The organism is Streptomyces sp. NPDC002671, from assembly GCF_053592475.1.
Map to the genome: position 1 here is coordinate 48,672 of NZ_JBSFVU010000033.1, position 13,854 is coordinate 62,525.

Genomic DNA, 13,854 nt, shown 5'->3' on the forward strand with positions numbered 1-13,854 from the left:
CTGAGGAGGAGTCGTCGTCTCGGATCCGAGGGACATAGCGGTCATCGGCATCGGGTGCCGATTTCCGGGTGGAGTCGATTCCCCAGAGGCGTTGTGGGATCTGATCGAGCGCGGCGGTGACGCGATCACCTAGATCCCGGCGGACCGCTGGAACGCCGAGGACTACTACGATCCCGAGAAGGGCGTGCCCGGCCGCTCGGTGTCGAAATGGGGAGGCTTCCTCACCGACGTCGCGGGCTTCGACGCCAAGTTCTTCAAGCTCAGCGAGCGTGAGGCACTGGCGACCGACCCGCAGCATCGGCTGCTGCTGGAGACCGCCTGGGAGGCGGTCGAGCACGCCGGCATCCAGCCGTCCGCGCTGGCGGGCACCCGCACCGGCGTCTTCGTCGGCATGGCGCACATCGACTACGCGCTCGCCAGCCACGGCGCCCAGCAGCAGGCGCAGGTCCACCCCTACGGGTTCACCGGGCCGGCCCCGAGCATGGGTTCGGGCCGGATCGCCTTCGCGCTGGACCTCGCCGGTCCGGCCCTGAGCGTCGACACGGCCTGCTCCTCGGGCCTGATGTCGGTGAACCTGGCGGTCCAGAGCATCCGCAACGGTGAGAGCGACATGGCGCTGGCCGGCGGCTGCATGCTGATGCTGGTCCCGGAGATCGCGGTCTCCGCGTCCGGTCTGGGCATGCTCTCGCCCACCGGCCGGTGCCGGCCGTTCGACCAGGGCGCGGACGGCTTCGTCCGGTCCGAGGGCTGCGGCATGGTGCTGCTCAAGCGCGCCAGCGACGCGATCGCCGACGGCGACCGCATCCTCGCGATCATCAAGGGCGTCGCCTCCAACCAGGACGGCCGCACCGAGACGGTCACCATGCCCTCGGAGTCGGCCCAGGTGGCCGTCCACCGGGCCGCCCTGGCCGACGCGGGCGTCGCGGCGGAGACCGTCGGCATGATCCAGGCCCACGGCACCGGCACGCCGGTCGGCGACCCCATCGAGTTCCGCGCCCTGGCCGAGGTGTACGGCCGCGGCGACAGCGCCTGCGCCGTGACCTCGGTCAAGGCCAACATCGGCCACACCGAGTCCGCGGCGGGCGCGGCGGGCCTGATCACCACGGTCCTGGCGCTCCAGCACGGCGTGGTGCCGGGCGTGCTGCACCTGACGGAGCTGGCCGACGAGATCAGCTCGGTGCCCACCCAGCTGTTCGTGCCGGCCGAGATGGGGCCCTGGCCGGTCGAGCAGGGGCCCCGCCGTGCGGCGGTCTCCTCGTTCGGCATGTCCGGCACCAACGCCCACATGATCCTGGAGCAGGCGCCGTCCGTCGCCGACACCCCGGCGCAGCCGAGCCCGCAGGACGCCCCGGTGCGGCGGCTGTTCCCGCTCTCGGCCACCTCCGCGCAGGAGCTGGCGCCGACCGCGACCCGCATCGCGGACTGGCTCGCCGCCCATGACGAGGTCGCCCTGCCCGACCTCGGCCACACCCTGGCCCGGGGCCGCGAGCACCGCGGCGTGCGGACCGCCGTGATCGCCGCCGACCGCGCCGAACTGATCGCCGGACTGCGCGGCATCGGCGACCAGGTCGCCGAGCGGCCCCCGGCGGAGGTGGTCGGCGACGACTCGCGCGGCCCCGTCTGGCTGTTCTCCGGCCAGGGCTCCCAGTGGGCCGGCATGGGCACCCAACTGCTCGAAACCGAGCCGCAGTTCGCCGCGATGATCGCCCAGGTGGAGCCGCTCATCCAGCGCGAGTCCGGCTTCTCGGTGACCGAGGCGATGACCGCGCCGGAGACGGTGACCGGCATCGACCGGGTGCAGCCGACGCTGTTCGCCATGCAGGTCGCCCTCGCCGCGGCCTGGCAGGCGGCGGGCGTCTGCCCCGGCGCGGTCATCGGACACTCGCTCGGCGAGGTCGCGGCGGCCGTGGTCGCCGGAGGGCTCTCGCTGGAGGACGGCGTCAAGGTGATCTGCCCCCGCTCCAAGCTGTGCGCCTGGCCCGCCACCTTGCCGCGGCCGGCGCCGGCCGGATCGTGCTCAACGGGCGGTCCGCGCCCAGCGACGCGGCGCTGCGCGAGATCCAGGCGATGCGCGACGCGGGCACCGAGGTGCACGTCGAGCGCGGGGACATCGCGACCCCGGAGACCGCCGAACGGCTGGTCGCCGCGGCCCGGGCCACCGGGCTGGCGGTGCGCGGCGTGCTGCACGCCGCGGCCCTGGTCGAGGACGCGACCGTGCCGAGCATCACCCGCGAGCTGATCGACCGGGACTGGGCGCCCAAGACCTACGGCGCCACGGCCGCCGCGCTGCTGGGTTCGCCCGGCCAGGGTGCCTACGCCGCCGCCAACAGCCGGCTCGACGGCTTCGCGGCCTGGCGGCGGGCCAAGGGGCTGTCGGCGACCACGATCGCGTGGGGCGCCTGGGGCGAGTTCGGCAAGGGTGCCGTCCTGGCGGAGGCCGGGGACACCACCATGATCGCTCCTGCCGAGGGGGTGCACGCCTTCGACGCCCTGCTGCGCCACACCCGGGCCTACACCGGGTACCTGCCGCTCGCCCGGGCGCCGTGGCTGACCGCGCTCGCCAAGCGCAGCCCGTTCGCGGAGGCGTTCCAGGACAACCGCGGCGACCAGGCCCCGTCCTCGGAGCTGCGGCTCGAGTTCGAGGCGCTCGCGGCCGAGGAGCGGCTCGGCTGGCTGCGCCGCTTCGTCGCGGGCGAGGCCGCCGCGATCGTCCGCGGCGCGGTCGACCCCAGCCGTCCGTTCAACGACTACGGCCTGGACTCGCTCGGCAACCTGGAGCTGCGCACCCGGATCGAGACCAACCTCGGCATCCGCATCGCCCCGAAGGCGGTGGCCGAGAACAACTCGGCCCAGGCGCTGGCCCAGCACCTGGCGGACCTCATCGGCAGCGCACCGACCGCCGGCTGAGCGGTCGTGCCGACAGGGGAGCCCCCGGCCGCCGGCCGGGGGCTCCCCCACAACCGGGGCGGCGCCGGTCGCGCCAGTCGACCGCTCCGCCCCGACCCGCTCCACCCTCCTACTGGCGCAACTCTCCAGGGGAAGGCATGACAGCGATCGTCCTGTCCGGCGCGACCGGATCACTCGGCGGCCATCTGGCCGCAGCCCTGCTCGAACAGTCACATCCCGCCATCTACTGCCTGGTCCGGGCCAAGGACCCGGCGGTCGCCGACCGGCGGCTGCGGGACCGGATGGCCGAGGTCGGCACCGACGACCCGGCCCGGCTCATCGCCGTGCCGGCCAACCTCGAGGCCCCCCGGCTCGGCCTGTCGCCCCAGGTCTGGAACGACCTGACCGACAAGGTCACCGGGATCATGCACTGCGCCGCTTCGGTCCACCTCACCGCGCCGTACCAGCAGCTCGCGCCCGCCAACGTCGGCGGCACCAAGGAGCTGCTGGAGCTGGCCGCGGCCATCGGCGAACGCCGGCACATCTCGGTCCGCTTCCACTACGTCTCGACCCTCGCGGTCTTCCTCGACGCGATCCGGGCCGGGATCGCCGTGGTGGACGAGTTCACCCAGCCGTCCATGGACACCGCGGGCGGGCTCGGCTACCCGCGCTCCAAGGTCACCGCCGAGCGCCTGGTGCGCCGTGCGGCCGACAGCGGCGTGGTCAGCACCATCTACCGCCCCGGGCTGGTCACCGGGCACTCGGTGACCGGTGACACCTCCACCTCCGACCTGCTGATGCCGGTGCTGCGCGCCTGCGTCGCGATCGGGTACGCCCCGGACCGCGCCGAGGCGGTGCCCGGGGAGGCGGTCGACCTCGTCGCGCGCAACATCACCCGGCTCTCCGTCGGCACGCAGGGCGGCGAGGCTTACCACATGGTCAGGCCCCGGCCGGTCTCGCTGATGTACAGCTTCGACGCGCTGCGCCGGGCGGGGTACCAGCTGAAGGAGGCGTCGCCGGAGCGCTGGTGGGAGCTGGCGATGCAGCGTCAGGAGGACCCGGAGGTCGCTCCGCTGATCCACCTGGGTCAGATCGGCCGCCGGATGCTGGGCCTGGAGCCGGCCTACCCGCTGGCGCCGTTCCGCAGCGACCACACCTACGACACCCTGCGCCGGTCGTTCCCGGAGCCGGTCGCGCTCGACGAGTCCTTCTTCGACCGGCTGGTCGCCAACGGGCTCAGCCGGTTCACCCTGCTACCGCAGGCCGAGACGGTCTGAGCCCGGCAGCACCGAGAGGGCCTTTCCTGCCGGAAAGGCCCTCTCGGCGTTGCTGCCGGCACCGAACGCGGCGGCCCCGACCACAGTGGTCGGGGCCGCCGCGTCCGGGTCGCGGTCACGCGTCCGGCTGGGGCTTGCGCCGCCGGAACGCGTTGGCGGGACGTGCGGCGGCGGTGAGCGCCCGCCGGTCGGTCTTGCCGTTCGCGGTGACGGGCATCCGGTCGACCACCGCCCAGAGCGCCGGCACCATGAACGAGGGGAGCCGCTCGGCCAGACGGGCCCTCAGCTCCACCGGCGTGACGGCCGTCCCCGGCGTCAGCCGGACGGCGGCGACCAGCCGCTTGTCGGCCCCGGCGGCGGCGTCGGTGACGGTGACGACGGTGTCCTCGACCTCCGGGTAGCCGCCCAGCACGTCGCTGATCGTGGTGAGCTCGATGCGGTAGCCGCGGACCTTCACCTGGTGGTCGGCCCGGCCGAGGAAGTGGATGCGGCCGGCCTGGTCGATCCGGACCAGGTCGCCGGTGCGGTAGACCCGCTCCGGGACGTCGGGGGAGAAGAGGCCGAAGCAGCGGTCGGTCTCCTCCTTGTCGTTGACGTAGCCCGTGGCGAGGCCGTCGCCGCCCGTGTACAGCTCGCCGACGGCCCCCGGCGGCAGCAGCCTCGCCCGCCGGTCCAGGACGTAGACGCTGGTGTTGGGGACGGGCTCGCCGACCGGCAGCGGGCCGTCGACCTGCTCCGGGTCCCGGACCGAGTAGTACGTCGTGAAGGAGCTGTTCTCGCTCGGACCGTAGGCGTTGGTGACGGTCAGGCCGGGGTGGTCCGCGAGCGCGCGCGCGACGTGCTCGTGGGGCACCACGTCCCCGCCGCTGAGGAGGTGGCGCAGCGAGGCGAACGAGGCCGGCGCGAACTCCTGGACGAGCCGGAAGAGTCCGGCCGTCAGGAAGGCCACGGTGAGCTCGTGCTCCACGATGAACTCGCCGAGCTCGCCCGGCGAGAGCAGCCCCGGCGGGCACACCTCCAGGGTCGCCCCGGCCAGCAGCGGGCCCCAGAGTTCGAAGGTCGAGGCGTCGAAGGCCAGCGAGGAGAGGCGCAGCACGCGTTCGCCCGGCCCGAGCAGCAGGCGGTCGTTGTCGTGGACCAGCCGGATGACGCCGCGGTGCGGGATCGCCACGCCCTTCGGCTCGCCGGTGGAGCCCGAGGTGAAGCAGATGTAGGCCACCCGGTCGGGATCGGCCGGGGCGGGAGGCACGGGCCGCGCGTCGAGCTCCCAGTCCGGCCGCCAGGGGCCGACCGCGGGGAGGCCGTGTCCGGACAGCGCGTCGGCGTCCTCATCGGCGGCGATGACCGCGGTCGGCGCCGCCTTGGCGACGATCCTCGCGGTGTGCGCCTCGGGTTGGGCGGGATCGACGCCGACGTACACGCCGCCGGCCCAGAGCGTGCCCAGCACGGCGACCGTCTCGGCCACCGACCGCGGGACCGCGATCAGCACGGCGTCGCCCTCCTGGACGCCGACGGCACGCAGCCGCCGTGCCTGTTCGGCTGCCGCGCGGGCGAGTTGGGCGTAGGTCAGGGCCGATTCCGGGTCCCGGATGGCCACCTGGTCGGGGTGGCGGTCCGCCACGGCGCGGAACAGCTCGTCCAGCGAGGCGGACGGGAAGTCGCGGCCGGTCTCGTTGATCCGGGCGAGGGTCCGCAGGCCGGTGGGGGAGATGCACCGGACGTCCGCCAGGGGGGCGTCGCCGCCGGCCGCCTCGGCGAGTTGCTCCACCGCCGTCACGTAGTCGAGGACGAAGCTCTCCGCCTCCTCCCGGCTCCACAGGCCCGTCGCGTACTCGGCGTGGCCGGCGCGGATCGCCTCGTCCGGGCCGAACCGGACGCTGAGGTCGAGGCGCGGGCCGTCGTCGCGCGTGCCGAAGCCCACCTGGACCAGCGGATGGCCCGGGCCGGACCGGTCGATGCCCAACAGCTCCACGAGCCGCGGGAACGGGACGCCATCGGCGTCCAGGCTCCAGGCGAGCGAGTCGCGGACGGTCTCGACGAACGCGCCCGGTGTGCGGTCGTCGTCGATGTCGATGCGGACCGGAACGAGGTCGCCGGCGGGCGAGTCGACGCCCACCAGCAGCCGGTCGACGCCGGTCCGCCGAGCCAGGGTCAGGCCGAACGCGGCGAGCAGGAGGGCGGACGGACTCACCTCCAGGGCCCGGGACCGCGCCAGGACGGCGTCCGCCGTGCCGACCGGGAGGACGACGGGAAGCCGCTCGGTGGCGGTGTCCTGACGGTGGGTCCGCGGCCGGTCCGACGGGATCTCCAGGATCGTGGGCACCCCGGCCAGCCGCTCCGCCCACGCGGGTGCGCCCGCCTCAGGAGCCATCGGGAGACTCCTCGAGCTGGGCGCGCCTCAGCCGGGCGAGCAGCTCCGCCTGGCCGACGATGGTGTCGGCGTTGATGACGTCCACCGTCTTGAGCTTCAACCCGCTGGCCTTCGCGAGGCGCTCGATGAGGATGAACAGCCGGTGCGAGTCGCCCCCGCAGTCGAAGAATCCGAGGTCGTCGTCCGGTTCGAAATCCAGGAGGTCCTGCCACGTCGAACGGACCAGGACGAGGAAGTCGGACGGATCGCTGGCTTCGAGGTCAGCGGTTTGCGAACGGGTCAAGTTCTCCATCACCAACACCTTGTTCGATTTTTCACCGAGTGGCAACGATATCGGCGGCCGCGCCGGCCGGGCGATATGAGAAACGCACCAATTGCCGTGAGTTCCACACCTCTCCGGCACCGGGCGGCTTAGACCGCCGCGGTTGCGAAATAGATTCGGAGTGCGTGCGTTCTGGTTGGACGTCCGAGCACGTCCGATCAGGCACGACCGAGTACGACTGAGCACGTAGGAGAGTTGCGATGCCTCTGGACCGACTGCTCCGGCACCTGATCGCCTGGCAGAGCGTCGACGGACCCCCCGTTCCGGACCGTGAACTGACCGTCGACCAGGCCCGCGAACGGTACCGGGGGAACGCAGTCCGCCCGCGCTCCGACGCGGACCCGGCGGTGGCCTCGACCGACCGGACGATCGAGGCCGCGGACGGGGCGGCGCTGCGGGTCAGGGTCTACACCCCGCAGCCGGCGGAGTCGGCCGAGCGGCGGGTGGTCACCTACCTGCACGGCGGCGGGTGGGTGCTGGGTGACCTGGACAGCCACGACCGGGCCTGCCGGGGCCTGGCGGCCTCGTTGGGCGCGGTGGTGGTCGCGGTCGAGTACCGGCTGGCGCCGGAGTTCCCCTATCCCACCCCGCTGCGGGACGCGATCGCCGCGGCCCGCTGGACGGCCCGGACCTTCCCCGGCCGGAGCCATGTGATCGCGGGCGACAGCGCGGGTGCGAGCCTCGCCCTGGGCACCGCCCTGGAGGCCCGCGACCTCCGGTTCGCCGCGCACCTGCTGATCTACCCGCCGGTCGACCCGACCCTGACCCTGCTCTCGTCCAGCGAGCACGCCAAGGGATACTTGCTGAGCGCCGACGACATGGCCTGGAACTACGAGCAGTACGTTCCCGACGCGCGGCTGCGGACCGATCCCGCGGTGGACCTGCTGAACGCGGACCTGCGCGACCTGGCGCCGACGGTGGTCGCCACCGCCGAGTACGACCCGCTCCACGAGGAGGGCGCGGAACTGGTGGCGCGGATGCGCGCCGCGGGCGTCCCGGCCCGCCTGGTCACGGGGGAGGGGCTGGTGCACGGCTTCTTCCTGATGCAGGACATGGTGCCGGCGGCGGCGGCCTGCACCGAGCGGGTCATACGCGAACTGGACGCGGTGCTGCGGCAGGAGGGCGGACCGGGGGCCGCGGACGGGACCGAGTAGCGCCCGGGCCGAGGCGGCAGTGCGCCGCCGGCGTCCTCTCGGACACCGGCGGCGACCACCGACTACGGCCGGGCCGTCACGGCACCGGTGACGGGACGAGTTCGGACAGGCGCGACGGCAGCTGGGTGCGGCGCCGGATGCCGAGCTTGCGGTAGGAGCGGGTGAGGTGCTGCTCGACCGTGCTGACCGTGATGAACAGCTTGCGGGCGATCTGCTCGTTCGTGGAGCCGCCGGCGGCGAGTTCGGCCACCCGCCACTCCGCCGAACTGAGCTGGCGGACCGGCTCGTCGGCGCCGCAGGGAGCCTTCGTCGGCAGTGCCTTCTCGACCTCCACCGCCGGTGGTGCCGGCAGCGGCGCCGCGACGCACCGGCCGGCCAGCGTCGTGGCCATCTGGCTGTGGTAGCGGGCCTGGCCGGTGTCCTCCAGCGACTCGTAGGCGTGGCCCAGGTCGGTGAGCGCGTACGCCAGGTTCAGCGAGTCGCCGCAGCGGTCGAGGGCGCTCGCCGCCTTCAGCAGCACGGGCGGGCGCTCGTCCGCGCGCAGGGTGGCCGCCAGCGCGCGGTAGGCCAGTCCGCGGGTGCGCGGATGACTCGAAGCGACCAGCGACAGCTGCTCGGTCAGCAGCTCCTTCGCCCGCGCCGCGCGGCCCTGGTGGAGGTACGCCCGGGCGGCGTCAACGCGCCAGGCCACCACCGAGGGGCAGTCGGCGCCCCAGAGCCTCATCAGGTGCCCGGCGGCCAGGAAGTCCTGGAGAGCCGAGCCATGGCGACCGCGCGCGAGGTGCAGCTGGCCCCGGGCGGTGAGGTAGACCACCCCGCCCAGGGTCCCGAACGCGGCGCTGGGAACGGGAAGGTCGAGGTAGGTCTCGGCCTCCGTCAGGTCCCCCATCGCCGTGGTGGTGAGGATGAGGACCGAGAGCGGGATGACGACGGCCGTTCCCCAGCTCTCCCGCGGCATCAGCGCGAGGGCGGTCTGCGCGTGGCGCTTGGCGTTCGCCAAGTCCCCGAGCCGGTACTGGATCTCGGCGCGCGCCGTGGTCAGCAGGGCCTTCCAGACCAGCCCGTAGGCCTCCCCGATGGAGGCGAGCAAAGCGTTGCACCACAGCGAGGCCTTGTCGAGGTGGTCGGAGTAGACCAGGACCAGCAGCGAGGCCAGCGACGACGCCGGGCTGGCCGCTCCGGCCAGGGCCTCCCGGAGGACGAGTTCTGCGGCGGGAACGGCCGTCTCCTCGCCGGCGCCGCGCAGGACCGCGCCGAGCGCGGCCGCGGCCCGGTGCTCGGGATCGAGTCCGGCGTCCATCGGGGACGCGTCCAGGAACCCGGGGGTGGGTGCGATGCCCGGGAACGTGAGCGGGAGCCACAGGCGCAGCTGCTCGGTGAGCTGCTGGGAGTCCTCTCGGGCGGCCCCGGGGGAGTCGTCGCCCAGGCGCGCCATCACGCGGGTGGCCAGCTCTACCTGCCCGTTCCACAGCAGGCTGCGGACGATCGGGACGGACTGCCGCACCGAGAGGTCGCCGCGTTCGGCGGCCGCCACCAGATCGGGCAGATAGCTCCTGGTCGCCGCGGGGTTGTAGCGCCACACGACGTCGACGAGCTTGGCGGCGGTGTCGAGCCGCTCGCGCCGGCCCGCGCTCTCGCGGTGGGCCCGCTCGAGGTATCCGATGGCCTTCTCGTGGTCCCCGTTCGCGAGGCTCTGATCGGCGGCCTCGCACAGGACCTGCCTCGCCCAGGGGATCGCCTCGTCGACGCGCATCAGGTGTTCGGCCGTCACCAGCGCCGGGGCGCCCTCGTGGTGCAGCAGGCGGGCGGCGCGTGCCGGCAGGGTGTGGCGCGTCTTCTCCGGGATGCTGCGGAGCACGGCCTCGCGCACGCTCGGCTGGCCGAGCAGGTCGTGGTCCAGCAGGGCGCCGATGCCCGGGGCCGCGGCGGCCCGCCCGACGGACTCCGGGTCCGTTCCGCACAGGCGCGCCACCACGGCGGTCGACCGGAAGTCCCCCAGTGTGGCGATGGCCTGGGCGATCTCGAGCACGACCGGCTCGGCCCGGTAGAGGCAGCTCAGGACGGCGCGGCCGAAGGCCGGGCCGACGACGGGCCGACGAGGGGTGTTCGACTGCGCCGCCCCCGCGGCGGCGCAGTCCTCCCCCAGGGCGCGCACCAGCAGGGGTCTACCGCCGCTGAGCAGCCGGCACTCCGATGCGATCCGGTCGGCCGTCTCGGGGTCGAGCCAGTCCTCCAGCATCGTCGCGACGCCTGCCTTCGACAGCGGTTCGACGTCCAGCCGAGTGCAGTTCGGCATTCTGAGGATGTCGGCCTGGAGGAGGCGCTGGACGTCGTCCAGGCCCGTGTCCGGACAGTAGGAGAGGACGATCATCATGGGGGCGGTGCCCATCCGCCGGATGACCGCGAGCAGGTACAGCAGCGACTCGACGTCCGTGAAGTGCGCGTCGTCGATGCAGACGACCAGCGGCGGGCCGCTGGTCAGGTGCTGGAACGCGCCGTGCAGCACGCCCAGGACGGAAGGGGAGATCTCGCTGTGCGCTCCCGCCCCGCCGGCGCGCTGCGCCGACGCCTGGACCTCGAGTGCCGCGTCGCGGGGTAAGAGGTGCCGGGGCAGCAGGAGTTGATCGATGACTCCGAGCGGCTGGTGGCGTTCGAACTCCGAGGCGGTCGCCTCGATGACCGTCGCGCCCGCGTCGGCGGCGTGGCGGGCGAAGGCGGCCAGCAGGGCGGTCTTCCCGCTCGCCAGCGGGCCGCTGAGGGCGACGATCCGGGCTCTGCCTCGGCAGCACTCCGTGTAGATCCGGGACAGCGTCTTTTCTTCCTGGTCCCGTTCGAGCAGTTTGTCCATCACTTCTCACCATCTCGCAAACAGGGAAGGGGGTGAACCGGTACCCGACGACGAATGCGCTTGATCGTGCCTGTGAAGGTCAGGAGTAGTCCGGGGCCTCGGCGACCGAGGCCGCGCCCAGGGGGTGGGGCACCGGGAGGGCCGGGCTCCTGCGGTCAATCGCGGCGATGAGCGGCCCGGTGATCCCGGTGGTGATCAGAGCCAGCAGAACCAGCACCGTGAACAGCTTCCCGTCGATGATGCCGGCGCTGAACCCCATGTTCAGCGCGATGAGTTCGGTCAGTCCGCGGGTGTTCACCAGCGCGCCGATCAGGGCCGACTGCCGGGTGTCGAGACCGCCGAGCCGTGCCATCGCGTAGCCGGTGACGGCCTTCCCGCTGATCCCGCAGACCAGGGCCACCACGAGCAGCAGCAGGTCGGGACCGCTCAGCGCGCCGATGTTGGTGGTCAGCCCGGTGACGACGAAGAACAGGGGCAGCAGCAGTCCGGCCGCCTGGTCCGTCGAGCGCAGCACGTCCGCGTCCGGCGCGCCGTCCGGCTTGGGCATCACGAGTCCGGCCACGAAGGCGCCGAAGATCGGGTGCAGGCCGAGGGTGGCGGTGACCCACGCGCCCGCCGTCGCGAGCACCAGGGCGATCGGAACCTGGCTCGACACCACGGTGTTCGCGCGTCGGATCCACCAGCCGAGCACCGGGCGGACCACGAAGGCCATCACGGCCAGGAAGCAGGCGAGGAGCAGCAGCGTCTCCAGCCACGGCCTGCTCCCGCCCGCCTTGGTGCCGATGAGGGCGGCGGCGAGCACGAGCCAGGCGGACACGTCCATGAACCCGGCGGCCGCCGTGGCGATGTCACCCACCGGGGTCCCGGCGAGCCCCCGTTCCCGGATGATCGCCGCGAGCACCGGGAGCGCGGTGATCGACGTCGCGACGCCGAAGAAGAGCACGAACGAACGGCCGCTGGCGTGCTGGCCGGCGAAGGCGCCGGAGTGCTGCACCGTTAAGGCGATGCCGGCACCGAGGACCAGCGGAACGAGCATCGCCCCCACGGAGATGAGGGCGACCGGTTTGCGGAATCTTCGGACGGATCTGAGGTCGATCTCGTAGCCCACGCCGAACATGAAGATGACGACGGCGATCTGGGCGATGACGGAGATGAAGGGCACCGCCTTGGCCGTGAAGAGGTGGGCCGTCGGATCGCCCGGAATCCTGCCGAGCAGGCTCGGTCCGAGGATGATGCCGGCGGCGATCTGGCCGATCACGGTCGGCTGTCCGAGCCGGCGCGCGACGGCGCCGAGCAGGCTCGACGCCCCGAGCACCACGGCGATGTCCCCGACGACATCGGCCGTCACCACATCCGTGTTCATTTACCATGCCCCCACAAGGTTGATGAATTAGGCGAGTTCGACGTTCAGAGCCAGCGTGCGTCTCGGGCGATCCGTAATGCGTCGATGCGGTTCCGGGCACCGAGCTTCGTCACCAGTGATGAGAGGTAGTTGCGCACGGTCCCTTCGGAGAGGTGCAGTCGGGCCGCGATCTCGACGGTGGTGTCCCCGTAGGAGAGGCGCTCCAGCACCGCGAGCTGGCGTGAACTGAGCGGGCAGCCCGCATTGGCCAGGGCGGCGACCGTCAGGTCCGCGTCGAAGACGCGTTCGCCCTGGTAGAGCCGGTGCAGGGCCTCGAAGAACCAGTTCGGCGGCACGCTCCGCTGCAGCATGCCGTCGACCCCGGCGGAGAAGGACTGGCGGACGATCGACCGGGTGAAGCGCTCGGCCAGGAGCAGGCTCCGGCATTCCGGAAGACTCGATATCTTCTCGGCGACGGTGATCGCATTGCTGTCGACGCCGTCGAAGCTGATGATCGCGATATCCGGCCGATGGATCTCGGCGAATTCCAGCGCGTCGGCATCGCCGCCGACCGCCCCGACGACGAGGATCTCCTCACGCTTCTCGATCAGTGCGGCGAGCGCGCTCCGGGACAGCAGCAAGTCGTCGGAGACCATCACTTCGATTCTCATCGAATCCCCCTGGAATGAGAATGCTTGAGGTAGTGCGAGAAGGGGTATGGTCGAACGTGGCACCAGCGTTCCGGTTCTCGGAACATGATCCCGGTCGCGCGGGTCACTGGACCACGCCCACTCGCTAATGCCCGCGTGAACACGCGTAGAACGCACGTCTGATCTGAGACCACTCTGTGCTCAACTCCCCCGTCTCGCACGTTATATGACGATCAAAAGCGCTTGCTTGCGGCTGGACTCTGCCGGGGGCCTCCTGACGGCTCCGTCGAGTGGTCTGCCGGTGGTGTGGGTCTGCCGGGTGGAGCCGACCGACTCACCCAACTCAAATGTGTGGGGTTTGAGTTGGTTCTGAGCAAAAGTTGGGATCTTGTGATGGTTCGCATGGAGCGGTCATCGTGATCACCGAGACTTGCGGGATCCTGGCCGGATCGCGTGCTCCGCGGTCTCGTCGTGGTGTCACTCGGTCGAATCGTCCGACTCCGCCGCACCGGCGCAAAATCGAACATAACATAGCCACGCTGATATGGCGGGTCAAGATCCAGTGCCGTGCGGCGGCCGGTCGGTGCCTGGCCGACGCGGTCGTAGGCCCAGCTGGTGGGCTGTCCAGCGGGCCGTCGGAGTCGATGGCAGCGTCGGTCCCCCGTCGCCAACTACCCCGTCAGCAGGCCAGTGTGATGTAGAGTGAAAGATTCTAGCAACCTCAAAGCTCGACTCTCCAAGTGCCCCCGGAGGGTTGGGATCGCCGCGGTTGGCCGGGCAAGTGTCGTCTGGTGGTGGCCTGTCATTCAGCTTGGCGCTGAGTGTCAGTCAGCTCCGTTGGGCTGGTTGGCGGTTGATCGTTGAGCACGCTCGCGCCCGGACCGGACCGCCTGCTGCCGGCGGCGCCCCGTTCCGACCGGGCTGGGGCATGCCGCAGCACCGCGCGCACGAGTGCCAGTGGATGGCCCCACCAGGGTGAAACGATCCTCACTGACTTCAAATAC

8 protein-coding genes and 1 pseudogene are annotated in these 13,854 nt (G+C 72.1%); 4 read left to right on the forward strand and 5 right to left on the reverse strand.

What is annotated here, in order from left to right:
* Positions 1–34: 34 nt before the first annotated feature.
* The 3 genes and pseudogenes from ACWD35_RS36090 to ACWD35_RS36100 form a co-directional block, all read left to right on the forward strand.
* Positions 35–1,963 (forward strand): annotated as a pseudogene (locus ACWD35_RS36090) (type I polyketide synthase); the annotation flags it as partial.
* A 50-nt stretch (positions 1,964–2,013) separates the two neighbouring features.
* Complete coding sequence (locus tag ACWD35_RS36095) at positions 2,014–2,907, forward strand: beta-ketoacyl reductase (protein ID WP_451355587.1); 894 nt, start codon at positions 2,014–2,016, stop codon at positions 2,905–2,907.
* Between the two features lie 137 nt (positions 2,908–3,044).
* Complete coding sequence (locus ACWD35_RS36100; protein WP_451355588.1) at positions 3,045–4,163, forward strand: thioester reductase domain-containing protein; 1,119 nt, start codon at positions 3,045–3,047, stop codon at positions 4,161–4,163.
* A gap of 115 nt (positions 4,164–4,278) precedes the next feature.
* On the opposite strand, the gene ACWD35_RS36105 is transcribed toward ACWD35_RS36100, so the two are convergent.
* Both ACWD35_RS36105 and ACWD35_RS36110 read right to left on the reverse strand, forming a co-directional pair.
* The gene (locus ACWD35_RS36105; RefSeq protein WP_451355589.1) at positions 4,279–6,534 is read right to left on the reverse strand and encodes an amino acid adenylation domain-containing protein; all 2,256 of its coding nucleotides are present in this window, start codon (positions 6,532–6,534) and stop codon (positions 4,279–4,281) included.
* Positions 6,524–6,826 (reverse strand): phosphopantetheine-binding protein, encoded by a 303-nt coding sequence (locus ACWD35_RS36110; RefSeq protein ID WP_451355590.1) that lies wholly within the window; start codon positions 6,824–6,826, stop codon positions 6,524–6,526. Before ACWD35_RS36110 ends, ACWD35_RS36105 begins: the two co-directional genes overlap by 11 nt.
* Positions 6,827–7,056: 230 nt before the next feature.
* On the opposite strand from ACWD35_RS36110, the gene ACWD35_RS36115 reads away from it, so the two are divergent.
* Complete coding sequence (locus ACWD35_RS36115; protein WP_451355591.1) at positions 7,057–8,010, forward strand: alpha/beta hydrolase; 954 nt, start codon at positions 7,057–7,059, stop codon at positions 8,008–8,010.
* A 76-nt stretch (positions 8,011–8,086) separates the two neighbouring features.
* On the opposite strand, the gene ACWD35_RS36120 is transcribed toward ACWD35_RS36115, so the two are convergent.
* The 3 genes from ACWD35_RS36120 to ACWD35_RS36130 all read right to left on the reverse strand — a co-directional run bounded on the left by ACWD35_RS36120 (position 8,087) and on the right by ACWD35_RS36130 (position 12,871).
* The gene (locus ACWD35_RS36120) at positions 8,087–10,858 is read right to left on the reverse strand and encodes an AAA family ATPase (RefSeq protein WP_451355592.1); all 2,772 of its coding nucleotides are present in this window, start codon (positions 10,856–10,858) and stop codon (positions 8,087–8,089) included.
* A 79-nt stretch (positions 10,859–10,937) separates the two neighbouring features.
* On the reverse strand, positions 10,938–12,221 hold the full coding sequence (locus tag ACWD35_RS36125; protein ID WP_451355593.1) for a cation:proton antiporter: 1,284 nt from the start codon (positions 12,219–12,221) through the stop codon (positions 10,938–10,940).
* 44 nt (positions 12,222–12,265) lie between these two features.
* The gene (locus ACWD35_RS36130; RefSeq protein WP_451355594.1) at positions 12,266–12,871 is read right to left on the reverse strand and encodes a response regulator transcription factor; all 606 of its coding nucleotides are present in this window, start codon (positions 12,869–12,871) and stop codon (positions 12,266–12,268) included.
* Positions 12,872–13,854 lie beyond the last annotated feature (983 nt).

What these genes read in the sequence shown, in the direction of transcription:
- ACWD35_RS36100 (WP_451355588.1), top strand. Translation starts at nt 3,045, where the DNA reads ATGACAGCGATCGTCCTGTCCGGCGCGACCGGATCACTCGGCGGCCAT.
- ACWD35_RS36105 (WP_451355589.1), bottom strand. Translation starts at nt 6,534, where the DNA reads ATGGCTCCTGAGGCGGGCGCACCCGCGTGGGCGGAGCGGCTGGCCGGG.
- ACWD35_RS36110 (WP_451355590.1), bottom strand. Translation starts at nt 6,826, where the DNA reads ATGGAGAACTTGACCCGTTCGCAAACCGCTGACCTCGAAGCCAGCGAT.
- ACWD35_RS36115 (WP_451355591.1), top strand. Translation starts at nt 7,057, where the DNA reads ATGCCTCTGGACCGACTGCTCCGGCACCTGATCGCCTGGCAGAGCGTC.
- ACWD35_RS36120 (WP_451355592.1), bottom strand. Translation starts at nt 10,858, where the DNA reads ATGGACAAACTGCTCGAACGGGACCAGGAAGAAAAGACGCTGTCCCGG.
- ACWD35_RS36125 (WP_451355593.1), bottom strand. Translation starts at nt 12,221, where the DNA reads ATGAACACGGATGTGGTGACGGCCGATGTCGTCGGGGACATCGCCGTG.
- ACWD35_RS36130 (WP_451355594.1), bottom strand. Translation starts at nt 12,871, where the DNA reads ATGAGAATCGAAGTGATGGTCTCCGACGACTTGCTGCTGTCCCGGAGC.